This is a genomic window from Streptomyces sp. NPDC050743 (genome assembly GCF_044456925.1).
Taxonomy (GTDB): domain Bacteria; phylum Actinomycetota; class Actinomycetes; order Streptomycetales; family Streptomycetaceae; genus Streptomyces.
Genome location: NZ_JBITGJ010000068.1, coordinates 19431 through 45072, shown reverse-complemented (window position 1 = coordinate 45072; position 25642 = coordinate 19431). Strand labels below are relative to the sequence as shown.

The 25642-nt window shown below is 72.5% G+C and carries 21 protein-coding genes and 1 pseudogene; 10 read left to right on the top strand and 12 right to left on the bottom strand.

The window, feature by feature from the left end; translation table 11 throughout:
- Positions 1-16: 16 nt before the first annotated feature.
- Positions 17-1084 (top strand): RNA-guided endonuclease InsQ/TnpB family protein, encoded by a 1068-nt coding sequence (locus ACIBJF_RS38835; protein WP_399181137.1) that lies wholly within the window; start codon positions 17-19, stop codon positions 1082-1084.
- Entirely contained in the window at positions 1021-1794 is a 774-nt protein-coding gene (locus tag ACIBJF_RS38830) for an SDR family oxidoreductase (protein ID WP_399181135.1), read from the top strand. Before ACIBJF_RS38835 ends, ACIBJF_RS38830 begins: the two co-directional genes overlap by 64 nt.
- 2 nt (positions 1795-1796) lie before the next feature.
- Here the strand turns inward: ACIBJF_RS38830 and ACIBJF_RS38825 are convergent, their stop codons facing one another.
- The 6 genes from ACIBJF_RS38825 to ACIBJF_RS38800 all read right to left on the bottom strand — a co-directional run bounded on the left by ACIBJF_RS38825 (position 1797) and on the right by ACIBJF_RS38800 (position 10292).
- Entirely contained in the window at positions 1797-3350 is a 1554-nt protein-coding gene (locus ACIBJF_RS38825; RefSeq protein ID WP_399181133.1) for a N,N-dimethylformamidase beta subunit family domain-containing protein, read from the bottom strand.
- Positions 3351-3503: 153 nt separating this feature from the next.
- Positions 3504-4529: a hypothetical protein gene (locus ACIBJF_RS38820; RefSeq protein WP_399181131.1), complete on the bottom strand. Its 1026-nt coding sequence runs from the start codon at positions 4527-4529 to the stop codon at positions 3504-3506.
- A 165-nt stretch (positions 4530-4694) separates the two neighbouring features.
- Positions 4695-5699: a phosphotransferase gene (locus ACIBJF_RS38815; RefSeq protein ID WP_399181129.1), complete on the bottom strand. Its 1005-nt coding sequence runs from the start codon at positions 5697-5699 to the stop codon at positions 4695-4697.
- 134 nt (positions 5700-5833) lie between these two features.
- Positions 5834-7648, bottom strand: a complete 1815-nt coding sequence (locus ACIBJF_RS38810) for a phospholipase C (RefSeq protein WP_399181127.1) — start codon at positions 7646-7648, stop codon at positions 5834-5836.
- Positions 7649-7851: 203 nt separating this feature from the next.
- Positions 7852-9087: an iron uptake transporter deferrochelatase/peroxidase subunit gene (gene efeB / locus ACIBJF_RS38805; protein WP_399181125.1), complete on the bottom strand. Its 1236-nt coding sequence runs from the start codon at positions 9085-9087 to the stop codon at positions 7852-7854.
- Positions 9084-10292: an EfeM/EfeO family lipoprotein gene (locus ACIBJF_RS38800; protein ID WP_399181123.1), complete on the bottom strand. Its 1209-nt coding sequence runs from the start codon at positions 10290-10292 to the stop codon at positions 9084-9086. Before ACIBJF_RS38800 ends, efeB begins: the two co-directional genes overlap by 4 nt.
- A 177-nt stretch (positions 10293-10469) precedes the next feature.
- Between ACIBJF_RS38800 and ACIBJF_RS38795 the strand changes: the two genes are divergently transcribed.
- Entirely contained in the window at positions 10470-11297 is an 828-nt protein-coding gene (locus ACIBJF_RS38795; RefSeq protein ID WP_399181121.1) for an alpha/beta hydrolase, read from the top strand.
- A gap of 60 nt (positions 11298-11357) precedes the next feature.
- Here ACIBJF_RS38795 and ACIBJF_RS38790 read toward each other — a convergent pair whose 3' ends face one another.
- The gene (locus tag ACIBJF_RS38790; RefSeq protein ID WP_399181119.1) at positions 11358-12131 is read right to left on the bottom strand and encodes a polysaccharide deacetylase family protein; all 774 of its coding nucleotides are present in this window, start codon (positions 12129-12131) and stop codon (positions 11358-11360) included.
- A 343-nt stretch (positions 12132-12474) separates the two neighbouring features.
- Between ACIBJF_RS38790 and pip the strand changes: the two genes are divergently transcribed.
- Entirely contained in the window at positions 12475-13440 is a 966-nt protein-coding gene (gene pip, locus ACIBJF_RS38785) for a prolyl aminopeptidase (protein ID WP_399181118.1), read from the top strand.
- Between the two features lie 276 nt (positions 13441-13716).
- Positions 13717-13818: pseudogene (locus ACIBJF_RS38780) on the top strand (DinB family protein); the annotation flags it as partial.
- A 37-nt stretch (positions 13819-13855) separates the two neighbouring features.
- Here the strand turns inward: ACIBJF_RS38780 and ACIBJF_RS38775 are convergent.
- Positions 13856-14455: a TetR/AcrR family transcriptional regulator gene (locus ACIBJF_RS38775; protein WP_399181116.1), complete on the bottom strand. Its 600-nt coding sequence runs from the start codon at positions 14453-14455 to the stop codon at positions 13856-13858.
- 113 nt (positions 14456-14568) lie between these two features.
- Between ACIBJF_RS38775 and ACIBJF_RS38770 the strand changes: the two genes are divergently transcribed.
- Entirely contained in the window at positions 14569-15441 is an 873-nt protein-coding gene (locus ACIBJF_RS38770; RefSeq protein ID WP_399181114.1) for an alpha/beta fold hydrolase, read from the top strand.
- On the opposite strand, the gene ACIBJF_RS38765 is transcribed toward ACIBJF_RS38770, so the two are convergent.
- The gene (locus ACIBJF_RS38765) at positions 15427-16194 is read right to left on the bottom strand and encodes a GNAT family N-acetyltransferase (protein WP_399181112.1); all 768 of its coding nucleotides are present in this window, start codon (positions 16192-16194) and stop codon (positions 15427-15429) included. The genes ACIBJF_RS38770 and ACIBJF_RS38765 overlap by 15 nt on opposite strands.
- Before the next feature lie 362 nt (positions 16195-16556).
- On the opposite strand from ACIBJF_RS38765, the gene ACIBJF_RS38760 reads away from it, so the two are divergent.
- Entirely contained in the window at positions 16557-17123 is a 567-nt protein-coding gene (locus ACIBJF_RS38760) for a dihydrofolate reductase family protein (RefSeq protein WP_399181110.1), read from the top strand.
- 101 nt (positions 17124-17224) lie between these two features.
- Here the strand turns inward: ACIBJF_RS38760 and ACIBJF_RS38755 are convergent, their stop codons facing one another.
- Positions 17225-18016: an SDR family NAD(P)-dependent oxidoreductase gene (locus ACIBJF_RS38755; protein WP_399181108.1), complete on the bottom strand. Its 792-nt coding sequence runs from the start codon at positions 18014-18016 to the stop codon at positions 17225-17227.
- 98 nt (positions 18017-18114) lie between these two features.
- Between ACIBJF_RS38755 and ACIBJF_RS38750 the strand changes: the two genes are divergently transcribed.
- Entirely contained in the window at positions 18115-18726 is a 612-nt protein-coding gene (locus tag ACIBJF_RS38750; RefSeq protein ID WP_399181106.1) for a TetR/AcrR family transcriptional regulator, read from the top strand.
- A gap of 87 nt (positions 18727-18813) precedes the next feature.
- On the opposite strand, the gene ACIBJF_RS38745 is transcribed toward ACIBJF_RS38750, so the two are convergent.
- The gene (locus tag ACIBJF_RS38745) at positions 18814-20880 is read right to left on the bottom strand and encodes a SpoIIE family protein phosphatase (protein WP_399181104.1); all 2067 of its coding nucleotides are present in this window, start codon (positions 20878-20880) and stop codon (positions 18814-18816) included.
- A gap of 183 nt (positions 20881-21063) precedes the next feature.
- Here ACIBJF_RS38745 and ACIBJF_RS38740 point away from each other — a divergent pair, with 183 nt between their 5' ends.
- On the top strand, positions 21064-23520 hold the full coding sequence (locus ACIBJF_RS38740) for a SpoIIE family protein phosphatase (protein ID WP_399181103.1): 2457 nt from the start codon (positions 21064-21066) through the stop codon (positions 23518-23520).
- 85 nt (positions 23521-23605) lie between these two features.
- Positions 23606-24412 carry a maleylpyruvate isomerase family mycothiol-dependent enzyme gene (locus ACIBJF_RS38735; RefSeq protein ID WP_399181102.1) on the top strand — a complete coding sequence of 269 codons (807 nt, stop codon included), beginning with the start codon at positions 23606-23608 and terminating at the stop codon, positions 24410-24412.
- A 12-nt stretch (positions 24413-24424) separates the two neighbouring features.
- Here ACIBJF_RS38735 and ACIBJF_RS38730 read toward each other — a convergent pair whose 3' ends face one another.
- Positions 24425-25600 (bottom strand): PP2C family protein-serine/threonine phosphatase, encoded by a 1176-nt coding sequence (locus ACIBJF_RS38730; protein WP_399181100.1) that lies wholly within the window; start codon positions 25598-25600, stop codon positions 24425-24427.
- Positions 25601-25642 lie beyond the last annotated feature (42 nt).

Here is a 25642-nt window from a genome sequence, read left to right as displayed (position 1 = left end):
GTCCCAGCAGGTCCACGTGCAGGGCAAAGCGGGTGGCGAGAAGCTGACGTGTGGTCCGGCTCAGCTCGACAAGATGCTGACCGAGGCACGCAGGGTGTCGCCATGGCTGGCTGAGGGCGCGAGCGTGCCGCAGCAGCAGGTGATTCGGGACTTCGCCAGGTCGAGGGCGAAGGCGCTGAAGGACATCAAGGATCGGTTGCCGCAGCAGCGCCGGGCCCAGATGCCCATGTGGAAGAAGAAGCGGGAGGCGCGGCCCAGCCTCAACTACACCCGGCGCGGCTTCCGCCTCGATGACGGACGGCTGCACCTTGCGGGCCAGATCGTGGTGACGGTGGTGTGGTCGCGGCCCCTTCCGGCCGACCCGTCGAGTGTGCGGGTGTACCGGGACGGCCTCGGCCACTGGTATGCGTCCTTCGTCGTCCCGGCTCAGGTTGAGCCGCTCTGTGAGACCGGCCGCGTCCTCGGGGTGGACTGGGGTGCGACGGAGACCGCCACCACCACCGACGACGCCTACGACCTCCCGCATGCCGAGCACGGCAGGCGGGCCGCGCAGCGGCTGGCGAGGTACCAGCGGATGATGGCCCGGCGGCGGCCTCCCAAGGGACAGCCCGCATCCGCCGGCTACCGGCAGGCCCAGGCACAGGCGGCGAAGCTGCACAAGAAGATCGCGCGGCAGCGGGAGGACACCGGCCGCAAGTGGGCCAAGTCCGTGATGCGCGGCCACGACGGGGTTGCGGTGGAGGACTTCAGACCGAGGTTCCTGGCGAAGACCACCATGGCCCGCAAGGCGGCCGATGCCGCCATCGCCGCGACGAAGCGTGCCCTGGTCGAGATGGGCCGCAAGCACGGGCGGGACGTCCGTCTCGTGCACCCGGCGCACACCACGATGGACTGTGCCAAGTGCGGAGCGAGAACCAAGCACGCACTGCCTCTGTCGATGAGAACGTATACCTGCACCGGGTGTGGAGCCGTGTCCCCCAGGGACAAGAACTCCGCCCGCGTGATGCTGGTCCGGGCAGGTTGGAACCCGGACGGTGCCGAGGGCGTAAGACCACCGGGGCCGCCGGCTCCGGCGGCGGCCTGAGCCGTAAATCCCCGCTCAGCCCTGGAGGGCGACGCATCCCCTCCCTTCAAGGGAGGGGAGCCTTCAAGTATCTCGCCGAGGAGGACAGCGAGGCCCGCGAGACGTCCCGGCTGGTGGAGGACGCCGGACGCAAGGCGGTCGCCATCTCCTGCGACATCCGCGAGGAGGCCGACTGCCGGGCGCTGATCGAGCGGGCGGTCGCCGAGTTCGGCCGCATCGACGGCCTCGTCAACAACGCCGCCTACCAGATGTCCCAGCCGGAGGGCATCGAGGCGATCAGCACCGAGCAGTTCGACCGGGTCGTGCGGACGAACCTGTACGGCATGTTCTGGCTCACCAAGTTCGCCCTGCCGCACATCCCGGCCGGCGGCTGCGTCATCAACTCCACGTCCGTGCAGGCGTACAAACCCAGCCCGCATCTGCTGGACTACGCGATGACCAAGGGTGCGATCGTCACCTTTACGCAGGGGCTCGCGCAGATGGTCGCCGGGCGTGGCATCCGGGTCCACGCGGTGGCGCCGGGGCCGGTGTGGACGCCGCTGATCCCCGCGACCCTGCCGGACACGAAGGAGTTCGGGAAGAAGGCACCGCTCGGCCGGCCGGTCCAGCCCGCCGAACTCGCCCCGGCCTACGTGTACTTGGCCTCGCCGCAGGCGAGTTACATCACCGCCGAGATCCTCAACGCGACCGGCGGCACCCCGCTGCCCTGACCTCAGGCCCTGTACACCGTGCGGACGTTGGCGCGCGGCGGCGGGGCGTGCCGGGTCGCGGGGCCCTTCGCGAACGTGCGCAGGAGGTTCTCGGTGGTGCGGGTGACGAAGGCACGGGTACGGGCGTCCATGCCGTGGTCGCGCCCGCGCATGCCGGTCCCGGCCACCAGGCCCTCCACCCAGCGCATGGTGCCGGTCGCGAACACGCCGGCGCCACTGGAGGCCGTGTAGTACGCCGAGTCGCTGTGGCTGGGGCGCCCGTCGCAAACCAGCGGGGAGTGCGCGATGATCTCCAGCGCGCCGGGGGTCGGCGCGCCGGGGGTGATCCGGTCGTACTCGACGCCCACGAGATGCGCGAAGGCGTCTCCGGAGCGCACACCGGTGCCTTGGTACAGCCAGTGGTCGGCGGCCCGGACGGTGTAGGGGGCGTCTACCGGATAGCCCTCGTAGAGCACGCCGGTCAGGGAGGACTCGGGGTCCGCGGCCGGTGGGAGACGGTAGTCGGTGGTCACCAGGGCCGGCCGGGAGTCGTAGCAGGGGTCGGCGCGGTAGGCGGTCTTGTAGCAGACCACCGTACGGTCGTCCGCGCCTTCCCCGGCCTCCAGCCGGACCCGGCGGAAGCAGGTGTTCGCGCCGAGGAAGGCGATGTTCGTGCCGGCGTCCCGGGCGGCGGTCACATGGGCCCGCTGCTCCGGCGTCCAGTACTCGTCGTGGCCCAGGCAGACGACCGCGTGCGCACCACGCAGCACCGCGGGGTCACGGTGGACGTCCACGCCGGTGGTGTAGGCGAGCGGGATGCCGAGGTGCTCGGCCAGCACCACCAGCGCCCATTCGTACACCTGGAACTTCTGGGCGCCTTCGCCGTCGTAGGGTCGGTCGAAGCTCACGGCGAGCGAGCGGGTGGCGTACGCCCCGGACACGCCGTTGTAGAGGCTGCTGCCGCCCCAGCGGTTGTACGCCTGCCAGGTGGCCGGGGCGTGCAGCAGGACCGTACGGCCCGTGCCGTCGGTGGAGCGGACGATCAGCGGAACGTAACGCTGGTGGCCGGTGTCCGCCTCCAGCCGCAGCAGATAGGCGCCCTCCGGCCAGCCCGCGGTGTCCACCGGCAGCGTCACCGGCCAGTCGGCGCGCACCGTGCGGGTGGCGCCCAGCAGGCGCGGGGCCGGCCGGGCGCGGCCGGGTACGCGCCCGGACGCCCAGATCCGGCGGGCCTGCTTGCCGTCGTACCAGCCGACCCGGAACGCCGAGACCCGGAACGCCGTGGCGGTGGTGGACACATGCAGCCCGAACGGCTCGCCCGGGGTCACGCTCACCCGGTCCGTGTAGCCGGCCACCGCGTCCGGCGGGCCGGTGGAGGTCAGCCGCCAGTCGGCGGTGCCCGGGGCGTCCTGCTCCGCCTCGGGCCGCAGCCGCCCGTCGGGGGCCGTGGTGGAGCGCGGATGCGGCGGTGCAGCGGTGCACGCGGCGGCCGTGCCCAGGCTCAGGCCTGCGCTCAGGATGAGAAAGCGCCGGCGGTCGAGGCCGTCCGACGGCGTGGTGTCGTGTGCCGGAGCCACTTCACCTCCCGGGGTGTGTCGGCTCCAGCGTCACGACGCCGGCGCGGCCGGCGCAACCCGCGGAGCCGGGTGAAGACCGCTCGGCCTGCCGTGCGGCCCTGTCCGGCCGGGCCTCCGGCGGTGCGGCCGAACGGGTGACGCCGTGCGGTGCGGTCACGTGCGGAAGCCGATGTGCACATGGTCGTGATGAGTGGCGTCGCTGAAGAACTGACCGGCGCTGCCGCCCGACAGCAGCACGGGACCGCCCACGTTGTACGACCCGGCGGCCGCCGCGTCCCGCATGAACCGCTCGATCAGGCTCCGGGGAGTCGCCGGATCGACGACCGCGTGGCCGTCGATCCGCCACACGTCGAAGGCCCGGCCCTGCGGATGGTCGCTGGGCCGGCTGGTGCCGAACACGTCCAGCGGATGCCCGGAGCGGACGACGCTGACCTCCAGCCGGTAGGTCCGCGCCAGCGCGAGCATCGCCTTCGCCACGCTGGTGTGCACCCGGCCACTGCGCAGGTCCGCCACGGCGGCGGGCGGCAGCACGATCCGGTCGTCGGACAGCACGCCGCGGATGTGCGGCGCCGATGTCCGGGCGGCCGGTCCCGGGTGCGCCGGATGCAGGGCATCGACCGTCCAGCCGGAACCCGACCGGGACAGGCGCACGTCGACCGTCGTCCCGCCGGCCTTCACCGCGCCGGCGCGCCGGGTCCACTGCCGGCACACCACCAGCACGCTGGCCGACCGGGACAGGATCCCGCCGTACTGCGCGTCCACGACCTGCAGCGCCGCCTGGTCGGCCGACGGCAGCAGCGGCGCGGCCTGGCCGACGAGGGCCGTCGGCAGCCCGAGCGCCGCGACCCTCGCCCGGGCCGCCGCCGCGCCGGCGTGCCCGTCATCCCACGCCCCGATCGCCTCCACCAGCTGCACGGCGCGCAGCTTCGCGGCCGGCTGGACTTCGGCGGACGTGGGCCGCCAGGGAGTGGTGTGCGGCAGAGCGGGGGAGGGGGGCGGCGACCCGATGCCGGTCGAGGACCGCTGGGGCCGGTGTGTGGCTGAGGGCGTGTGCGACGGGTGCGCGGCCGGTGGAGTACGGCCGGAACAGCTCGCCGCGCCGAGCGCGGCACCGGCGAGGGCCGCCAGCACGCTACGGCGGCCGGGCAGAAGAACTGCGGGCGCACGGGTGCGGGTCATACGGCCCAGTGTCCGCCGCGCGGTACGGGGGCGGCGAGCGCGCGCGGGGACGGGCGCCGAAGGGGAGGGGCGCTGGATGCGGCCGGTCGCCGGCGCGCCGGCGGCCGGCCGGCCGCCCTGCCACGGCACCCCGGTGCCCGATCCGGGACCAGCGGGCCGACTCGCCTAGAACGGCGGGTCGTTGAAGATCTCCAGCAGGGACTCGGAGCTGTGCTGCTCGGTGTTCGGTCCGGTGCCCGACGGGTCGGGAAACGTGCGGCCCCAGGACGCGGCGCGGCCCAGGACGCTCAGGCGCCAGGCGTGGCGTGCGGCGCTGCGCAGGTCCGCGGGTGTGCGGCCGGCGCCCGTCCAGGGCTCCAGATAGGCGTCGAGCAGCCGGGCCAGGACCCGCGGCCCGTACCGTGCGCGGGCCTTCTCGGCGGGGATCCGCAGGCTGCAGAACGGGTGCGAGACGACCGCGTCGCCCCAGTCGAAGAAGGTGAACCGGCCCGGTGCCGGATGGAACAGCTGGCCGTCGTGCAGGTCCGCGTGGTCGAGGGTGTCCTCGACGCCGAGGGAGGCGAGTTCGGCGCACCACTCGGTGAGCCGGGGCCGCAGCCGCTCCAGCCGCTCGCGTGCCTCCGGACGCAGCGCGGTGCTTCTTGTGAGCAGCGCGTCGAACACCTCGGGCAGGTCGGGGGTCCGGGTGGCGGGCACCCCGAGCCGCTCGATCTCGCGCACGTGCGGAGTGAGGGCCCGCTGCAGGCTCCCGTACCGGCCCAGCAGTTCCTCCCAGGTGCGAGGCTCGACCGGTTCCCGGGCGAGCACGTCGCGGAACAGCTCTCCCCCGTCGGGCAGCAGGACCCAGGCACGCGCGGCCTCGACGGCCAGCGGCCGGAGCACGTGTTCCGGCACCCAGCGGGCCAGTGCGGCGGTCAACGGGCCCTCGAAGGCGCTGGCCGGCGGATTCGCCTTGAACCAGACGGCCTCCCGTCCCTCGACGGGCACCCGCACCAGCACCGACCACGGCCGCAGCCGCACCCGCAACTCACCGCTTGCCCGCAGGCCATGAGCGGCGAGCTGCTCCGCCACCCAGTCCAGGGCCGAGGCCCGCCACGCCTCCTGTTCCCACGGAGTCGGCGCGTACTGGTATCTGCTGCGGTCGACGACGATCGAGAATTCACCTTGCACCGCGCCATCTCAACATCACCGCCGGGGTGCCGGCCACCCGTTTCGTCCGGTGACGCACCCCAGGGCCGTACAGGAGGCGAACGCGCCCCCGGTCACCGACCGGGGGCGCGTCACTGTGTGCGGGACTTGCGGGATCAGGCCTGCTGCTTGCGGCGCAGCGTCAGGTACGTGCCGGTCGCACCCGCGGCCAGCAGGGCACCCACGCCGAGGCCGACCGGGAGGGTCGGGAAGCCGGAGGCGTCGGTCGTCGCGGCCGCGTTCTGCATGGCCGGGCCCGGGGTGATGTTCGTGGACACCGGGGCGACGTGCTGGATCGGACCGACGTGCTTGACCGAGCCGTCGGAGTTCAGCAGCACCTGCTTGTTGTTCGGGCGCCGGAAGTCGAACATGCCCGCCAGCGAGCCCGCCGTGGCGTCGAAGGAGTGGTCACCGATCTGGCCGGTGCGCCAGTTGTCCTCGATGAACCGGGTGATCGACGCCTGGTTCGTCAGCGTGTGGTCGACCTTGTTGACCTTGCTGTACGGCGAGATGACGAGCAGCGGCTGGCGGGTGCCGGGGCCGCAGCGGTCGGCGTAACCGCCGGACGCCTTCGGGCCGTTCTGGCAGGCCGGGCTGTCGGTGGCCTTGCCGTTGGAACCGAGGGAGGTGTCCGTCGAGCCGTTCTTCGGCATCACGTAGGCGTGGTCGTACCAGCCGTCGGAGTCGTCGTAGGCGACGACGATCGCGGTGGACTTCCACTGCGGCGAGCTCTGGATCGCGTTGATCTGCTGCACCAGGAAGTGCTGCTCGTCGACCGGGTCGGAGTACGCGGCGTGGCCGTCCTGGTACTCACCGGCCTTGACGAAGCTGACGGCCGGCAGCTTGCCCGCCTTCAGCGCGGCGGAGAAGTCGGTCAGGTCGTAGTTGTGGTTGGCCTGACCGTTGTGGCCGATCTCCGAGACGCTCTTGGGCGCCAGGTGGTGCGGGTTCGCCGTCGACTTGTAGTACGCGAACGGGTTGTGGTGCGGGCTGTAGTCCGCCACGGCGGCGCCGCCCACGTTGGTGTGCGTGGTGTCGCACTTGGCGTAGTTGCCGGACGTGCCGTTCCACGCGGTCGACGGGCGGAAGCCGCCCTGGAACCAGCCCCAGCTCACCTTCTTGGCGTTGAGCAGGTCACCGATGTTCTTGCCCTGCATCGCCGCCAGCGCGTTGGTGCTGGTGTGGTCCTTGCCGGAGCAGTCGTCGTAGGCCGGGTCGGGGTCGTTGATGACCGTGCCCACACCCTTGGCGTCGGGGGACTTCACCGTGTAGGCGTCCGGCGTCGAGGTCTGCTTCGGGTTCTCCGTGCCGGTGGACGGGTCCACCGAGATCACGCCGTGCGTCTGACCGGAGATCAGGTTCAGCGCGCCGGGCGTGGACGGGCCGTAGACGGAGCTGAAGCTGCGGTCGGACAGGGAGTAGTGCTGGGCGTAGTTCCACAGCGCGGTGACGGTGTTGCCGTCGTAGTAGTCCATGACCAGGCCAGGCTCGCCGAACAGGCCGCCGCTGCACTTGTCGACCTCGGTGTTCTGCACGTACTGGTCGGCCTTGCCGCCGTTCGCCGCGTACTGCTCGGCGCCGTAGTTGTGGTTCTGGTCGCAGGTCATCGCCTGGGACGGGGACAGCCGCTTCGGCGCGTACTGGTTCGGGTTGTTCTTCAGCAGCCCGGCGTGCGCGAGGGTGTCGATGTCCTTCGGGGTGTTCTTCGACGCGGTGAACTTCGTGCCGTCGGTGTTGGCGGCCTTCGGGTACGTGGCGAAGTAGTGGTCGAAGGAGATGTTCTCGTCGAAGAGAACGACGACGTGCTTGATCGGCGTCGCGGTCGAGGAGTGCCCGCCCTGCGTCGCGGGGGGCGCCGCCGCCCAGCCCGGCGCGTTGCTGCCGAGCACGGTGAGCGCCGCGGCTCCCGCGAGCGCGCCCAGGCTCCGCATCGCGGCTCGTCTTCCTCTGCTGGCCATGATGGTCTACCCCTCCGGACAGAACGTCTGTGCGTCGTACGAGCAGGGATGCTCCGCCCGTTGCCGGGCGTGTCGGCGGAGCAATGATGGCGTGGGGGTGAACACCGAGTCAGGGATGCTAGGGCAAAACTTGACTGTGTATTGACCCATCCGGCGGTCGAGTTGTCCGGACAGGTTCAGCCGAACAGGGCACGCCCGTACCAGTCCTGGGCGTCCCGTACGCCGGGCAGCGCGAAGAAGTAGCCGCCGCCGAACGGGCTGATGTAGTCCGTCAGCGGCTCGCCGGCCAGCCGGTGCTGCACCGTCTCGAACTGCCGCTTCAGGTCCTGCTGGTAACAGGAGAACAGCAGGCCCATGTCGAGGTTGCCGTTGGCGTCCATGCCCCGGTCGTAGTTGTACGCGCGGCGCAGCAGGCGCTGGCCGGCGGTGGCCGGGGTGCGCGGGTTGGCGAGCCGTATGTGCGCGTCCAGCGGGATGACGTCACCCTTGGGGTCGTCGGCGTACTTCGGCGTGTCGTGCTCGTGGTCGCCGTCCAGGGGCGCGCCGGAGGAGCGGGAGCGGCCGAACATCCGCTCCTGCTCGCTGAGCGAGACCCGGTCCCAGAACTCCACCAGCATCCGGATCAGCCGCACGACCTGGTAGCTGCCGCCGACCGCCCAGTCCGGCTCGCCCATGCCCCTGCCCACCCACACCAGGCGGTCCATCTCGCGGGTACTGGTGGCGTCCGGGTTCGCGGTGCCGTCCTTGAAGCCCATCAGGTTGCGCGGAGTGCCGGAGGGCCGGGGCGGGCTGGAGAAGCCGTCCAGGCGCCAGCGGACCTGCGCGGCGCCCCGGGTGTGCCGGGCGATGTCCCGCAGCGCGTGCAGCGTGGTGTCCGGTTCGTCGGCGTGCAGTTGGAGGCTGAGGTCGCCGTGGCACCAGTCGGCCTGGAGGTCGTCGTCAGGGAAGGCGGGCATGGCGGTCAGCCGCCGTGGCCGCAGCGCGGCCAGTCCGTAGCGGTCGTCGAAGAGGGAGGCGCCGACGCCGACGGTGACGGCCAGTTGACCGGAGGGCAACCGGTCGCCGAGGACGCCGGAGTCGGCCGGCGGGGCGGTGATGCCCACCGGGGACGGAGTACCGCCCGAGGTGAGGAGACGGGCCCGGTCGGTGAGGGTGCGCAGCAGGTCGGTGAGTTCGGCGCGGTTCTCGGCGGTCACGTCGAGGGAGGCGAACACGCAGCAGCGGCGCGGGGCCGCGATGGCCGAGGCCTGGTGGATGCCGTGGAACGGGGCGACGGACGCCGCCGGTGCGGCCGGTGCGACGGGCGCGGCGGCGCTCGTGGCGAGGCCGGCCCCCGCCAGGGCGGCGCCGCGCAGGAAGCCGCGCCGGCCCAGGCCGTCCGCTCGTTCGGCGCTGTTCACACGGTCGCTCACACGGTCCTCCGCGGGTCGCACAGGGTGGCCACCGACGCCAGGCGCTCGACCAGGTCGCCGAGCACCGCGTTCACGTCCTCCCGCTGGGTGCGGGTGAGACGGTCCAGCGGGGTCCAGGAATCGCCGTGGTGCAGCCCGTCGAGGGTGTGCTGGGCGCGGTCCAACTCGCTGTCGAGATCGGGGAGGCCGGCGTACCGGGGCGTCAGCAGGGGCTTGAGCCCGGACAGCACCCGGCGGGTGCCGTCCAGGTTGGCCCGGGCGGTGGCGAGGTTGCTGCCGCTGCCGTAGTCGGTGCGGCCGGTCAGCTCGAACTGCACGGTGTTCTCCAGGATCTCGTGCGCGCGCAGCCCCAGTTGGGCGGGGTCCATACGGGTCTGCGACCAGTTGTCCCGCAGCCCGGTCACCGCCTTCACCAGCGCCGCCGCCGGGGCGCGCAGCCCGGCGGCCGACTCCCGGTGCCACAGCCCGTACTCGACGCGGTGGAATCCGGCGAAGTCCTTGTCGTGCACTCCGCCGGACAGGCCGGCGTCGGTGCCGTTGATCGCCGCGTCCGCGTCCCCGAAGGCGTCGTACGCCGCGCCCAGCCGCTCGTACTGCAGATGCGCCGGCAGCCAGGCCGACCGGGCGGCGGCCAGGTCGCCCCGGTCGATCGCGTCGTTGAGCTTCGTCGTCAGCCGGACGACCTCGTCGAGCCCGGTGCCGACCCACTTCTGGTAGGAGAGGGCGGGTGGGATCAGGTCGTGTTCCGACACCGGTGCGGCGCCCGGGCCGCGCTGTCCGCCGGTGATGTGCACGGTGGGGCCGGTGACGGCGTCGGCGTCGTCGGGCACGCACTTGAAGGCGTACGCGCCCTTGCCCAGCCGGACCGTCAACTGCCGTGTCGTACCAGGACCGATGCCCTCCACCTCGCCGTACACCACCTGGCTGCCCGGGTCCTCCAGGTAGACCTCGGCGGCGCCGTCGGAGGAGTTGTGCAGATCGAAGGTCCGCACGCCGGGCTCGGGCCGGGTCCAGCCGCGGCCGCAGTGGCTCTCCGACACGTCGATGACGACGTGCCCCGACGGGGCGCCGGCGGTCCCGCCGTGGTGCCGGCCGCCGGGCGAGTACGCCAGCAGCGTGCCCGCGAGGGCCGCGGCGAGGGCGACGAACACCGCGGGCGCCGTGCGGAGACGAGCGGACCGCGTGCCGAGGCGAGGCAACGGCATGGCGAGCCTTTCCGGGACGACGTAGTACGCAGCGGGCTCATGGTAGGCACCGCTCCGGATCCGAACAGTCGTCCCAGGACTTCGGTGGCCAAGATTTCCCCCGGGGTTCACCGGCGCGTGGCCTGACACTGCCGTACACTCGCCTCGAAAAGAGGTAGCTCGAAACGAGGTATAGCCGTGTCCGGTGCCCCCGCCGCCTCCCTCCCACTCGTCTACGGCGACCATCCCGACCAGGTCGCCGACCTGTACCTGCCCGCCGGGACCGAACCGGGCCTGCCGCTCCTGCTGTTCTTCCACGGCGGTTTCTGGCGTGCCGAGCACGACCGGGGACACGTCACCGGATTCGTCCGGGCCCTCGCGGCGGAGACCGGCTGCGCGGTCGCCAACGTCGAGTACCGCCGGGTCGGCGGCGCGGGCGGCTGGCCGGTCACGTTCACCGACACCGCGCGCGCCGTCGACCTGCTGCCCGGGCTCGCCGCGCGGGCCGACGACGGCCGGATCGACCCGGCGCGCGTGGTGTACGCCGGACACTCGGCCGGCGGCCATCTCGCCCTGTGGGCCGCCCTCCGGCACCGGCTGCCCGAAGGCGCCCCCGGCCGGGCGGCCACCCCGCCCGCGGTGCTCGGGGTGCTGGCGCTCGCACCCACGGCCGACCTGGCGTGGGCCGACGAACTGGGCAGCGGGCGGGGCGCGGTGGCCAGCCTGCTCGGCGGCGGACGCGCCCGGGTGCCGGACCGGTACGCCGCCGCCGACCCGGCGCTGCTGGGCGCGCCCGCCGGCCGCACCGTCGTGGTGCACGGCGTCCGGGACGAGGCGCTGCCCGTCGCCATGTCCCGCCGCTACGCCGCGACGACCGGCGCGACCCTCCACGAGCTTCCCGGATGCGGCCACTTCGAGGTGATCGACACCGCGTCCGCGGCATGGCCCGTGATCGTCGGCGCGGTCCGTGGCCTGGTGGCCGAGGGCGGCACCCGCACCGGGCGCGCGAGCCGCCGCGCACGATGACCCGCTGCGCACGGGCCCGGCCACCGGGTCGGCTCAAGTCGCCTTCGGGCTGTGTCTGGTTCAGCGCACCGGGAAGCCGAAGGAGTAGCCCTGCTGCTTCAGCCACGGCAGCAGGGTGCGCAGCGCGGCCACCGTCTGCGAGCGGTCGCCGCCCGCGTCGTGGAAGAGGATCGTCGGCCCGTTGCTCAACTCCCGCTGAACCGTGGCGACGATGGTGTTCGTGCCCGGCCGCTCGAAGTCCTTGGAGTCCACGTTCCAGCCGAGCGGACGCATCCCGTGCGAGGCCGCGAGGTGCCGGCTGTACGGGGTGAACGCGCCGCCCGGAGCCCGGTAGTACATCGGCCGTACCCCGCCCGACGCCTGGGTGATCTGCCGCTCGGCCTCCAGGATCTGCTGCGACTGGTAGGCCTCGGACTTCTTGTCCATCGTGGTGTCGTGCGACACCGTGTGGTCGCACAGCCGGTGCCCGGCCGCGACGACCTGCCGGACCAGCTCCGGGTGCGCCTGGGCCTGCGGGCCGACCATGCAGAACGTCGCCTTCACGCCGTTCTCGCGCAGCACTTGGAGCACCTGCGGGGTCCAGGACGGGTCCGGGCCGTCGTCGATGGTGATGTTGACGGCGTGCTCGCCCCCCTCCGAGGCATGGGCGATGTCGGCGGACACGGCCGCCGTCCTCGGCGCGGCGTGCCGGGTCGGGGCACCCGCCCCGGCCGGATCCCCGCCCGGCTGACCGGCCTCGGCGGTCCACACCGACGTGGCCGCCGCCACCGCGGTCACCCCGACCGCCGCCGCCAGCATCCGGCCGTACCAACCCCGCCCACTGTGCCGCGCCATGCCCCGCCCCGTTCCGTGCCGTGTCCCTGTGCTGTCGTGCACCCGCGTTCCGTGCACCTGTCAGGACGGCCGGGGTTGATCGCGGGATCCGGCTGTTACCGATCACGGACAATTCCGCGGCGCTTCCGCGACAGATGCCACCGGGATCAACGGCGCGGGAGGGGCGGAGGACACCGCGGAGAACGAGGTACCCCGTGTCGTACGACAGAGGTGGCACTACGTCTCAGGCCCGAGGGACGGGTATGCCGGCGGTGTTCCTGCTGAACGTCGGCCCGCTGATGCTCGTGCTGAGATGTCGAGGATCAGCCGTCGCAGGCGTCCGGTAAGGCGCTACGGTGCCCGGATGGCCCTCTATCCGGAGATCGAACCGTACGCGGACGGCATGCTCGACGTGGGTGACGGCAACCGCGTGTACTGGGAGACCTGCGGCAATCCCGACGGCAGGCCCGCCGTCGTCCTGCACGGCGGACCGGGATCCGGGTGCACCCCGTACGCCCGGGGCCGGTTCGACCCGGCCGCCTATCGGATCGTCCTGCTCGACCAGCGCGGCTGCGGCCGGTCCACACCGCACGCGAGCCGCCACGACACCGACATGAGCGTCAACACCACGGCCCACGTCATGGCCGACCTGGAACTGCTGCGCCGGCACCTGGGCATCGCACGGTGGCTGGTGTGGGGCGTTTCCTGGGGGTCGGTGCTCGCGCTGCGGTACGCGCAGACCCGCCCGGGTGTGGTCTCGGAACTGGTGCTCACGGGCGTCGCCACCGGGTCGAACGCGGAGGTCGCGCTGCTGACCCGAGGGCTCGGCAAGGTCTTCCCGGACGCCTTCGAGCGGTTCCGGTCCCAGGTGCCCGCGGACGAGCGCGACGGCAACCTCGCCGCCGCCTACAGCCGGCTGCTCGAATCACCCGACCCCGAGGTGCGGGAACGGGCCGCCCGGGCCTGGACCGACTGGGAGACCGCCACGATCCCCGCGCCGCCGCGCTCCGTCGCCCGCTACGAAGACCCCGTCTTCCGCATGGGCTTCGCCCGCACCGTCACGCACTACTGGGGCAACGACCACTTCCTCGGCGAAGGCAACGACGACGGCGTGGTCCTGCGCGATGCCCACCTGCTCAAGGGCATCCCCGGCACCCTGGTCCAGGGAAGCCTCGACTTCGGCAACCTCCTCGGCATCGTCTGGCGGCTCCAACAGGCCTGGTGCGGCAGCGAGTTGGTGCTCGTGGACGACAGCGGACACTCCACCGCCGTTTCCGGTATGGCGGAGGCGCTGGTGGCGGCGACCGACCGGTACGCGACCCGCGGCTAGCCGCCGAAGAAGGGGGCGGGTGCGAAGCGGCTGTGTCAGACCGGCCGCTCGGCAGGAGCCAGAGCCCGTCCCGCCTGTCCCGGCAGGGGCCGGTCCGTCGACCGAGGAGTGCCCGAGGGCGACCACACCGCCCCCGCCCCGTCCCGCTGCTGGACCAGTTCGACTTCGCGTGGAAGCGGCTGCTGCACCGGCTGGCCGGGCCCGTCATGGGCAGCGGCGACGGCGGGGACTTCGGGGTCGAGCCCATGACCGACGACGAGTACTCGTCCGTAACGCAGCGACGCGGAGGAGCCCTTCCTCGACATCGTGTAGTGGGTCAACCAGGAGGTGCTGCACCACGGAGCCGAGATCGCCCTGCTCCGCGACCTCTACCGGGCGAGCGGGCGGAGCCGGCAGGCCGGACGGCCGTGCCGGATCAACTCCCGGCCAGTGCCGCTCGGACGATCGCCGCGGCCGCCGTGCCCGCGGCCCGTACCGGTTCGGTGGTTCGCGCGGCCCGGCCCAGCATGAAGGCGCCCTCCAGCAGAGCGATGACCGAACTCGCCGTCTCCCGGGCGGCGGACTCGGCCATGCCGCCCTGGGCGTAGTAGGCGGCGAGGTGGCCAATCCAGCTGTCGAAGACCTCCGAAGTGGCCCGCCGCAGCGTGTCGTTGGTGCTCGCGACCTCCATCGCGACCGTCGCGATCGGACACGGGTCGGCGAAGTCCAGATCCGCGAGGGTGCCGGCCGCGGCGGCGAAGGCGTCGGCGGTGGCCGCCACCCGGTCCTCGTGCGGCTCCATGAGCGTGGTGATCAGTCCCAGATAGACGGCCCCCGAGGTGCGGATCACCTCCTCGCCCAGCTGGGCCTTGCCGCCGGGGAAGAAGTGGTAGATCGAGCCGAAGGGCGCCGAGGCGGCCTCGGCGATCTGCTTCATCCCGGTGCCGGTGTAGCCCGAGCGCCGGAACAGCTCGGTCCCCGCGTGCACGATGCGCTGCCGGGTCTCATGCGTGCTGATGGCCTTGCCGTCGCTCACGGTGACACCTCCGGGGGAGCCGCTGTTGCCAAAGGGCGGTCGACGCCTATTCTGTCACTAGAACGATCTATCAAGAGACAGTCGAGTCGGCCGACCGGGGCGGAGGCACGGGCATGCCGGAGATCGACCTGAGCGCGGGGCCCATCGACTACCAGGACACCGGAGGCGACGGGCCCGTGGTGGTCCTCGTCCACGGTCTCGGCTTCGACGACTCGGTCTGGGCCGACGTCGTCTCCGCCCTGCGCCCCGACTTCCGCGTCCTGGTCCCCGTGCTGCCCCTCGGCAGCCACCGGCGCCCCATGCGCCCGGACGCGGACCTCTCCGCGCACGGCATCGCCCGCCTGCTGGCCGAGTTCATGGACCGCCTGGACCTCCGCGACGTCACCCTCGTCCAGAATGACACCGGCACGGCCCAACTCCTCGTCGGCGTACGGGACGAACGCATCGCCCGGCTCGTCCTGACCTCGTGCGAGGCCCTGGACAACTACCCGCCCGGTATCCAGGGCCGCATCCTGGACGCGGCCCGGAGGATCCCCGGCGGTGTCTTCCTCCTCCTGCAGTCCTTCCGCTTCCCCTTCCTCGCCCGCATGCAGACCTCGCTCGGCGGTATGACGAAGAAGCGGCTCCCCAAGGAAATCGTCGCACGCTGGTACGGCCCCTTGTTGACGAGCCGTCACATCCGTCGCGACTTCGCCAAGTTCCTCCGTGCCACGCGGAAGGACTGCTACCTCGAAGCGGCCCGGAGGCTCCCGGAGTTCACCCGCCCGGCACTGGTCGCCTGGGGCGCCGAGGACCGCATGATGCCGCCCGCGACGGGCCGCCGCCTGGCCGAACTGCTGCCGGACGCCCGCTATGTGGAGATCCCCGACGCCCGCACCCTGGTCCAGCTGGACAACCCGGCGGCGCTCACCGAGGAGATCCGCCGTTTCGTCAAGGACCACCCCCTGCCCGGCGAAAACCGGCTCCGCGGATCACGCGTCCAGTGAGACGTACAGCCGTGTGCCGCCGGGCCGGAAGCCGACCCTGTCGTACACGCGGCGGGAGCCCTCACCCGAGTACTCCAGCCACACGGACCGCGCTCCCCGGGTGAACATGGTGCCGGCGAGGGTCGCGGTGACCGCGGCGGCGATGCCGCGCCCCCGGTACGCCGGGAGCGTGCCCACGCCCGCCAGCTCCGCCGTGCCCTCGGCGGGCGCAGAGCAGGTCGCGCCGCCGGCGCAGCCTCCACCGGGAGCGCGGACGAACCGGACGGCTCCGCCGCCCTCCTCGGTACGCCGCAACCGTGCCGCGCCTTCCGGGGACGGGGCCCACTCGCCGCCGAAGGCCTCCGACAGCGCGAGGTCGAGCGCCGTGTAGTCCGCCTGCTTGGCCGGGGCCTCCACCTCGACCGGGCCCGCCGAGCCGGGGCCGGGACCGGGGACGGCCAGCGTGGCGGGGGTGCAGACCAGGTATGCGTGCACCGCCTCCGTGCCGAAACCGGCCCGCCGCAGCGCGGGTTCCACGGCGGGGGCGGCGTCCGGGGCGAACTCCAGCCGGGGCCTGAGCCCGCGCTCGCGGAACGCGGCGATCAGGTCGGCGACGTCCCGGTCGGTGGGCTCGGCGCCGGGGAAAGGGGTGGCGTAGTTGACGTACGGGCTGGTCGTCGAGGGATCGAACCCCACGACGAAGCCGCCGACTTCCCGCGCCGCCGGGCGGCGCCGGAGGTGGGCGACGGCAAAGCTCTGGACATCGGTGCGCACGATGAAGACCTCACGATTAGGGCTGTCACAAGGGAACGACCTCTGCGAGGAGGCGGGCGGTGTGCCGGACACCGCGTCGTGGGGCCGCCGTGAGGAGACGCGAAAGGTACTGCCAGGCGCTGCCGTAAGGGCAGGCGGCTCAGTACCGACGGCGGCCGCTGCGGGACGCCGGAACCATGGACCTCAGTCCTTCGTGACGAGTGGTCGGACGCGCTCTCGAACTCGCCGGATCTTGCCACAGTGTGTCAGGACATGACAAGCGGAAGATTCCTCCGGCGGTGTGTCGAGGTGCGAGCGTCCCGTTCGACGCTTGGTATGGAGGCGCGACCCGCCTCGGAAGGACAGCCCGAACAGGAGACGACATGAGGATCCGAGCCCGCATGGGCATGAGCGTCGACGGTTATGTCACCACTCCGACCGGATGGCCCGCGCACACGGCCGACCCCGCTTTCGTGTCCGGCGAGAGCCACGGCATCCGGGAGTTCCTGGAGGGGTGCGAGGCCGCGCTGATGGGCCGCACCACCTTCGAGCCCGCGCTGACCAACGACCGCTGGCCCTGGCCGGACCTGGATGTGTTCGTGCTCGGCTCCCACCGCCCGGCCGGCACCCCCGAACACGTCGTCACCGACAGCGATCCCGAGCGGCTGCTGGAGAGGATCCGCACGGCCAACCGGGGTGGCGACGTCCATCTCGTCGGAGGACCGCGCACCATCCAGACCTTCCACGCCCTCGGCGCGCTCGACACGCTGGAGCTGGTCGTCGTGCCGCTGCTGTTCGGCGGCGGCACACAACTGACGCCCGCGCTCGACCCGTCCCTCGGGCTCACCTTCCACAGCGAGCGCGCCCTGCCGGGCGGATCCGTGGAGATCGTCTACACCTGCAAGGGCAGCCGGTCGTCACTCCCGAGCAGTCCCGCGAGCCAGCGCTGACTTCTCGGTGCAGGCAATGACGGCAGGATGCGAAGAACAGGGCTGCCGGATGCCGCTGACACGGCCTGACATGCCCCGCGCGCGACCTGTGGCGTGGGGGCTCAGCGGCTCGAGCGCTGCGCGGCCACGATCGCGTTCACCGTCGGCTCCGCCCCGGCCAGCCGCTGCACCCGCTCGGCGAACCCCGGGAACTGCGACGCGATCTTGGTGAGGAAACGCAGTTCGGCCGGCGCCACGTTGACCTCGGCGAGATCGCGTTCGATCGCCCGTGTCACGCCCTTGCAGACCTGTGCCGGCGAGACGGTGCGGACACCGCCGGGCGTCGCCGAGCCCGTCTTCGCGAACATGCCCAGATCGCGTACGAAACCCGGCTGGACGATCGATACGCCCACGCCCGTGCCGTGCAGATCCTGGCGGAGGGCCAGCGAGAAGCCGCGCAGCCCGAACTTCGTCGCGGTGTACAGGGCTGACGACTTGGTGGCGGCCATCCCGGACAGCGACCCGACGAAGCAGATGTGGCCGCGGCCGGCGGCCACCATGCCGGGAGCGAGCAGCCGCGCGAGCACCGCCGGGGCCCGCAGGTTCACGGCCAGGGCGCGGTCGATCTGCTCCGGCGTGTAGTCGAGCAGTTCGCCGCTGGAGGGCAGGGCGGCGTTGGCGATCAGGATGTCCGTGCCAGCGGCCTCCTCGGCCAGCCGCCGCACATCGTCGGGGTCGGCCAGATCGGCGGCGATCGTGCGGGCGCCGTAACGGTCGGCCAGGGGTTCGAGCGCGTCGAGCCGGCGGCCTGTGAGCACGAGACGGGCGCCGCGGGCGGACAGTTCGGCGGCGAGCGCGCCGCCGATGCCGCCGGTGACACCGGTGAGCAGAACGGTTGACCCGGCAATGTGCACGACTACACCCTCCAGTCTTGTTCGTTCGAACGAACAATAGGGAGCCCGGGCAGCCCTGTCCACAGGCGAGGGCACCCGATGATGGAAGAATGCACGCCATGCCCGACGCCGCCCCTGCCGCCCCGATGCGCCAGCGCATCATCACCGCCGTCCTGCGGATCATCGGCGAGGACGGAGTCGCGGCGGTCACGAACCGGCGGATCGCCAAGGAGGCGGGCGTCTCCCTCGGTTCGGTCACCTACCACTTCGAGACCCAGCACGACCTGCTGCGGGAGAGCCTGCTGCACTTCGTGCGCGAGGAGGCACGGCACTTCACCGAACTGGCCGACCAGTGCCGGACGGAGGGCCTGGACGTGAAGGACGCGGCGTCGCTGGCCGGCCAGGTGGCCTGCGGCTCGGCGCTGGACAGCGCCCATCCGGCGCCCTTCGAGCTGTACCTCCAGGCCGGGCGGGACGAGTGCCTGCGCGAGGCGGCGGCCGAGGCCTTCCGGGCCTACGACCTGCTCGCCGCCCGGATCCTCACCGCGCTGGGCGTCCCCGACGCGGACCGCCTGGCCGCCACGACGGTCGCCCTGGTGATGGGCCTGCAACTGCGGCGCCTGGCCACGGGCAACCCCGCGGACGACCTGGCCGACGCCCTCCTGCTGCTCATTCCCGGGTCGGCCGACCGGTCCTCCGCGGCCGCTTCGCAAGAGTCGCAGGCGCAGTAGGGCCCCGGCGCCGTCGAACGACGTCGTGCGGCCCGCTCCCTCCGCCGACCCGCTGGCTTCGACTCCCTTGGCCGCCCACGGCGTTGTCTACAGGGCCCGGGCGATGAGCAGAGCCACGTCGTCGTGGTCGTCGGGGTGGCGCAGGCCGTACAGCAGGACGTCGCAGGTCTCCTCCAGCGGCCGGCGCGGCTCGTCGAGGAGGTCCAGCAGGGCGTTCAGCCGGTCGTCGATGGGGTGCTGACGGGTCTCCACGAGGCCGTCGGTGTAGAGGACCAGCACATCACCGGGGCGCAGGGAGACCGTCGTGGTCTCGAACCGGACGCCGCCGACGCCGAGCGGTGCCGCGGCCGGCAGCTCCAGGAGCCTGGGCGCCTCGCCGGGCCGCGCGAGCGCGGGCGGCATGTGTCCGGCGTTGGCGACGCAGCACTGCCCGGTACCGGGGTCGTACACCGCGTACAGGCAGGTGACGATGTAGTGCTCCAGATCGCAGGTGATCTTGTCCAGATGCTGCAGCACCGCGCCGGGGGCGAGGTCGAGATCGGCGTAGGCGCAGGTGGCGGTGCGCAACCGGCCCATGGTGGCGGCCGCGTCGATGCCGTTGCCCATGACGTCACCCACCACCAGGGCGGTCTTCTCGTCGCTCAGCGGGATGACGTCGTACCAGTCGCCGCCGACCTCGCTGGTGGCCTGCGCGGGCTGGTAGCGGGAGGCGAGCTCCAGGCCCGTGTGGTGCGCCGCGTGCTCGGGCAGCAGACTGCGCTGCAGGGTGAGGGCGGTGTTGCGGACGCTCTGGAACCAGCGGGCGTTGTCGATGGCCACGGCGGCCCGGCCGGCGAGTTCGGCGGCCAGGACGACATCGTCGTCGTCGAACGGCTGCGGATTGCGGGTCCGTTTGAGATCGAGGGCGCCGAGCACCTCACCGTGCGCGATCAGCGGCACGGCGAGATACGAGTGGACGCCGGCCTCGGCGAGCAGGGCGCCGGCCTCGGAGTCCCGGGCGATGCGGGGCAGGTCCTGCGGCCCGACATGACGTATCAGAACCGGCCGCCCGGTGTGGACGCACAGGGTGACCAGGCTGTCCCCCTCGTAGCACGCCACGTTGCCGGGAGGGTCGGCGGCGCGCAGCGCGACCGTGGGATGGGCCGCCTTCAGGGCGAGGGCGCGGAAGACCTCCGGGCCGTTGTCCGGCCGGCGCATACGACGGCAGGCCAGGGCGGAGTCGAGGACGTCCACGGCGACCACGTCGGCCAGTGCCGGGGCCGCGATCTCCGCCAGTTCGTGGGCGGTCTGCTCCACGTCCAGCGCGGTGCCCACCCGCGCGGAGGCGTCCGCGATGAGCGCCAGGCGCCGCCGCGCCCGGTCGGCCTCGGCCGCCGAGCGGTGCCGCTCGGTGACGTCCACCACCGAGACGGCCGCGCCCAGCACCCGGCCGCCGGGATCCTCCAGCCGGTAGAAGGACAGCGACCAGGCGTGATCGGCTCCGCCGTCGGCCGCCGGGCGGCCGACGTGGTACTGGTCCAGCAGGGACGTACCGGTGGTGAGCACCTGACGCAGGGCGGACTCGACGGTGTCGGCGTCCGGGAAGGGCAGGGTCTCCCTCAGGTGACGGCCGATGTGGTCCTCGGCGGGAGTGCCGTCGATCCGCTCCAGCGCCGGATTGACCAGGAGATACCGCAGATCCGGGTCCAGCAGGGCCAGGCCGATGGGGGACTGGTTGATCAGCCGCTCGCACAGGGCCAGGTCGGTCTCGACGCGCTGGAGGAGGGTGTGGTCGGCCGCGATGCCCAGGGCGTAGATGTCCCCGAGGTCGTCCAGCAGCCGCATGGTGCGGAACTCGGTCAGCCGGCTGCTGCCGTCCTTGTGCCGGATGGGAAACGCGCCGGCCCAGCCCCGGCCGGTCTCCAGCACCTCGGCGAACAGACTCACCACGGCCTGCAGATGCTCCGGGTCCACCAGCAGGTGCGCCGCGGGCTTGCCGAGGGCCTCCTCCGAGGAGTAGCCGAAGAGTTCCTCGGCCTGCGGGGTCCAGAAGACGATACGGCCGCGGGTGTCCAGGGCCACCGCGGCCACGCTCAGCACGTCCAGCAGCCCGGTCGGCTGGGGCGTCTCGCCGCCGTGGTCTTCGTGGCCGGCTTCCAAGGAGTCCAGTGTCATGCCGGTTCACCTCCACCGGCCGGGCGGCCGCGCGCGGACGCCGGCGGCCGGTGCTTCCATGGTCCCTCCGGTATCGGCCCCGACCCAACCACAGGGCGCCCCTTCCGGGGGTACGCCACACCTCCCGCTGTATCCCCGCCCACCATCGGACAAACGGGCCCATAGTGGGTATGGGTGGAACTGATGGAATCCGCGCCAGAGGGCTTCGCCGCAGCCACGCCGCAGGGACCGGGTGATCTCTTCGACGCGTCCACCGACGCGGCCGCGGTGATATCGGAACACGGCGTCGTGGTCGGTTGGACCCACAGCGCCGAAACGTTTCTCGGCCACGCGGCACGGGACGTCGTGGGCGGCTCCGCAGCGCGCCTGCTCGCCGTGCCCGAGGACCCCGTACGGATCGCTGGCGTCGTGCAGCGGTGCCGCGCCGGAAACGGCTGGAGCGGGCAGATCGCCGTACGGCACCGCGACGGCCGCAGCCTCGACATCCAGCTGCGGGTCTCGGCCTCGTTCCGCGTCGGCGACACCGAGTGCTTCCTGCTGTCCGCCCGTGCCCAGCGGCAGCGGTGGCCCATGGGCGAGTCGGTCCTGGACGGGTTCCTCACCCGCGCCCCGGTCGGCATGGCCGTCATGGACACCGACCTGCGTTACGTCTGGCTGAACGACACCCTGGAGCGGTTCGGCGGGGTCCCCCGGGACGCGCGGCTCGGCCGCCGGCTGAGCGAGCTGCTGCCCGGGCTGCAGGCCGAGGCCCTGGAGAGCCTGATGCGCAAGGTGATCGCGACGGGCATGCCGGTGACCGACTACGAGTACGTGGGCTGGAGCTGGGCCGACCCGCACCGCCAGCACGCCTACTCGACCTCGTTCTTCCCCCTGGTCGACGCCGACGACGCCATCACCGGCGTGTGCTACATGGTCCAGGACGTCACCGAGCGGTGGAACGCCCGCCAGCTGCTGACCATGGTCAACGAAGCCGGCACCAGCATCGGCACCACACTCGACGTGATGCAGACCGCCCAGGAACTCGCCGACTTCGCCGTCCCCCGTTTCGCGGACTTCGTCGTCGTCGACCTGCTGGAACCCGTGCTCAGCACCGAGGACCACGGGGTCTGGCTGACCGACGCGGGCCCCGCGCACGCCAGTCCCGTGATGCGCCGGGCGGCGCTGCGCTCGGTGCGCGAGGGCACACCCGAGGCCATCGTCCGGATCGGCGAACGGGTCGAGTTCATCCTGCCGCCCCACGAAGGCCACCTGCTCTTCGACGGCGAGCCCCTGCTCATCCCGGTCCTCGACCCCTGCGACGAGCTGTGGGTCGCACGGGACCCGGAGCGGACCGAACGCATGTGTGCGTACGGCATGCACTCGCTCATCGCCGTGCCGATGCGGGCCCGCAACACCGCCCTCGGCCTCGCCACGTTCGTCCGGTCGCTCAACCCCGTCTCCTTCGGGCCCGACGACGTCCTGCTGGCCCGGGAACTGGTGGCACGCGCGGCGGTGTGCGTGGACAACGCCCGCCGCTACACCCGGGAGCACGCGGCGGCGATCACGCTGCAGCGCAGCCTGCTGCCACCCGCCCTGAACGGCGGCACCGCGCTGGAGGTGGCCTCCTCCTATCTGCCGGCGGACCCCTCCGGTGGCGTCGGCGGGGACTGGTTCGACGTGATCCCGCTGTCCGGCGCACGGGTGGGCCTCGTCATCGGCGATGTGGTCGGCCACGGCATCTCCGCGGCGGCGAGCATGGGCCGGCTGCGCACCGCGGTGCAGACCCTCGCCGCCTTGGAGATGTCTCCCGACGACCTGCTCGCCCATCTCGACGACCTCGTGCTCCGGCTGAGCGACGAGGAGGCGGCCGCCGGCACGGCAGGCCGCAGCACCTTCATCGGCGCGACCTGCCTCTACGCCGTCTACGACCCGGTCAGCAGACGGTGTGCGCTGGCCCGGGCCGGTCACCCGCCGCCCGTCGTCGTGGCACCGGACGGACACGCCTACTTCCCGGACATCCCCGCCGGACCCCCGCTCGGGCTGGGTGGCATGGCCTTCGAGGCGACCGAGATCGAACTGGCCGAGGGCAGCCTCTTCGGCCTGTACACCAACGGTCTCATCGTGGGCCGCGACCACGACGTGGAGCGGGGCATGTCCCGGCTCAAAGAGATCCTCGACCACACCGGGGACGACCTGGACACGCTGTGCACGTTCGTCGTACGGCAGCTGGTTCCCGTGCCCCAGCCCGACGACATCGCCCTGCTGCTGACCCGCACCCACACCCTGGGAGCCGACCAGGTCGCCTCCTGGGACATACCCCCCGACCCGGCCGCCGTCGGCACCCTCCGCGCCCTCGCCACCCGCCAGGTCGAGGAGTGGGGCCTCGCAGAACTGGCCATGACGACCGAACTGGTCGTGAGCGAACTCGTCACCAACGCCATCCGCTACGCCGCCACGCCCCTGCGGCTACGGCTCCTCCGCGACGCCCGCCTCACCTGCGAGGTCTGCGACGCCAGCAGTACGGCTCCCCGGCTCAGGCATGCCAGGAGCACGGACGAAGGCGGCCGCGGACTCTTCCTGGTCGCCCAGCTCACCCAGCGCTGGGGCGCCCGGTACACCGGCGAAGGGAAGATCATCTGGGCCGATCAGGAGATCCCCTGAACCCGGATTTGCCTTCGAGCGCACTCCAGCATCCAGACTGACCGTGACGACGATCCGGGCCGAGGACAGAACAGGACGGCGGCAGATGGCAGCGACAGACAGGGCGGGGCACCCACTGCCTTACGACACCTACCGCGAGGCCGTCGCCCGCGAGACCCTGCTCTTGTGCGAGGTGACCGAGGGCGTCGACCCGGCGGCCCCCGTGCCCTCCTGCCCCGACTGGACCCTGGCCGACCTCACCCGGCACGTAGGAGCACTGCAGCGCTGGTTCTGCACCCTGCTGACCCGGCTGGTGCAGGAGCCTCCCCGCAGCCGCGACGTCGAGCTCGGGCTGCCGGAGCACGCGCGCGACTATCCCGGCTGGGTGGCGGCGGGGGTGCCCGCTGTGGCGGCCGTCCTGCGGGACACCGATCCCGGGGCGCCGATGTGGGTGTGGGGCGAGGACCGGCACGCGCGGTTCTGGGTCCGCCGGATGCTGTTCGAGACGCTGGTTCACCGGGTGGACGCGGAGCGGGCCGTCGGCCTGACCTCGGACATCGACCCCGTGCTCGCGGCGGACGGCGTGGACGAGTTCCTCGTCAACCTGCCCCACGCGGGCCTCTTCGCCCCCGGTGTGACCAAGCTGCGCGGTGACGGCGAGACCCTCGCGTTCCGCAGCACGGGCGTCGACGGCGGCCCCGGCGAGGAGTGGCGGATGCGGCTGGACCCGGACGGCTTCCGCCCGGTGGGCGGCGAGGCCGAGGACTCCGGGCCGGTCACGGCGGCGGTGCGCGGGCAGGCGGCGGACCTGCTGCTCCTCCTCTACGGGCGGCGGTCGTACCAGGACTTCGGCTTCGAGGTCTCGGGACAGGCCGCGGTCCTCGACAACTGGTTCACCCACACCGCCTTCTGACCCGGGCCGCGCTCACTCGGCGGGCGGCTGCGCCGACGGTGCCTCGGGCAGCAGACAGACCGCGAGCGCCGCGGTGTCGTCCTTGAGCCCGTCGTGGCTGTAGGCAAGCAGGTCGTCGTGGAGCCGTGCGAGCAGCTCCTTCGGCGGGAGGGGACCCCAGGAGCGGAGGCGGTCGAGCAGCGGGTAGAAGGCGCCGGTCGCGTCCCGCGTCTCCGTGACGCCGTCCGTGTACAGCAGCACCTGATCGCCGGGCCGGAACGGGTAGGTGTCGAGGTGATACGGGTCCTCGACCAGCATGCCGAGGTTCAGGGGCGGTGCCGGCCGCCCGCTGTCCAGTTCGCGCACCTCGCCGTCCCGCAGCCAGACGGGCGGCGGATGGCCGCAGTTGACGATGCGGACGATGTGGCCCTGGGCGGGGACCTCGGCGAAGACCGCGGTGACGAACCGTTCGCTCGTCTCGGTCCCGCCGAGCTGCGTCGCCCTGCGGCTCATGCTCGTGTCCACCCGGCCGGCCAGAGCGAGCAGATCGGGTTCGTCGTACGCCACCTCGCGGAACGCCCCGAGCATGGCGGCCGCGGTCTCCACCGCCACCAGTCCCTTGCCTCGGACGTCACCGATGAGCAGACGGACGCCGAACCGGGTGGGGACCGCTTCGTAGAGGTCGCCGCCGATGCGTGCCTCCGCGGAGGCGGAGAGATACAGGCTCTGCAGCCGGAGGTTGCCGATCCTGTGCGGTAGGGGGCGGAGCAGAACGCGCTGCGCGGTCTCGGCCACGAACCGCACGTCGGCGAGCGTGCGTTCACGCCGGATCCGGTGGGCGGCCAGGATCGCGCCGAGACCGCCCACGAGGGCCGTACAGATGTAGGAGGCGACGTAGTGACGGTCCAACAGATAGGCGGCGGGCCGGCCCGCACAGCAGGGGGTACCGGCCAGCACCGCTTCGAGGCCCACGGCGAACACCGTGGCGGCGCCGACAACCAGGGGCCCGTGCGCGAACGCGGCCAGTACCGGCACGGCGATCAGTGCGAAGCTCACCGGCCAGTCGACGGGCGTGAGCGGCTCCAGCAGCAGCACGGCCGCGACGTAGAGCACGGGCAGCCAGCGCAGCCACGCCGGAGGCGCCGGCAGCCGGGGCCGTGGTGTCGTGCCGTCCTGCTCCGGCTCCCGGCCGGTCCGTCCGATCTTCACCCGTCCAGCCTGGTCTGCCGCGCCCCCGCACCCCTGTGATTG

What these genes read in the sequence shown, in the direction of transcription:
- ACIBJF_RS38820 (WP_399181131.1), bottom strand. Translation starts at nt 4,529, where the DNA reads ATGACCCGCACCCGTGCGCCCGCAGTTCTTCTGCCCGGCCGCCGTAGC.
- ACIBJF_RS38810 (WP_399181127.1), bottom strand. Translation starts at nt 7,648, where the DNA reads ATGCGGAGCCTGGGCGCGCTCGCGGGAGCCGCGGCGCTCACCGTGCTC.
- ACIBJF_RS38800 (WP_399181123.1), bottom strand. Translation starts at nt 10,292, where the DNA reads ATGCCGTTGCCTCGCCTCGGCACGCGGTCCGCTCGTCTCCGCACGGCG.
- ACIBJF_RS38790 (WP_399181119.1), bottom strand. Translation starts at nt 12,131, where the DNA reads ATGGCGCGGCACAGTGGGCGGGGTTGGTACGGCCGGATGCTGGCGGCG.
- pip (WP_399181118.1), top strand. Translation starts at nt 12,475, where the DNA reads ATGGCCCTCTATCCGGAGATCGAACCGTACGCGGACGGCATGCTCGAC.
- ACIBJF_RS38770 (WP_399181114.1), top strand. Translation starts at nt 14,569, where the DNA reads ATGCCGGAGATCGACCTGAGCGCGGGGCCCATCGACTACCAGGACACC.
- ACIBJF_RS38760 (WP_399181110.1), top strand. Translation starts at nt 16,557, where the DNA reads ATGAGGATCCGAGCCCGCATGGGCATGAGCGTCGACGGTTATGTCACC.
- ACIBJF_RS38750 (WP_399181106.1), top strand. Translation starts at nt 18,115, where the DNA reads ATGCCCGACGCCGCCCCTGCCGCCCCGATGCGCCAGCGCATCATCACC.
- ACIBJF_RS38745 (WP_399181104.1), bottom strand. Translation starts at nt 20,880, where the DNA reads ATGACACTGGACTCCTTGGAAGCCGGCCACGAAGACCACGGCGGCGAG.
- ACIBJF_RS38740 (WP_399181103.1), top strand. Translation starts at nt 21,064, where the DNA reads ATGGAATCCGCGCCAGAGGGCTTCGCCGCAGCCACGCCGCAGGGACCG.
- ACIBJF_RS38735 (WP_399181102.1), top strand. Translation starts at nt 23,606, where the DNA reads ATGGCAGCGACAGACAGGGCGGGGCACCCACTGCCTTACGACACCTAC.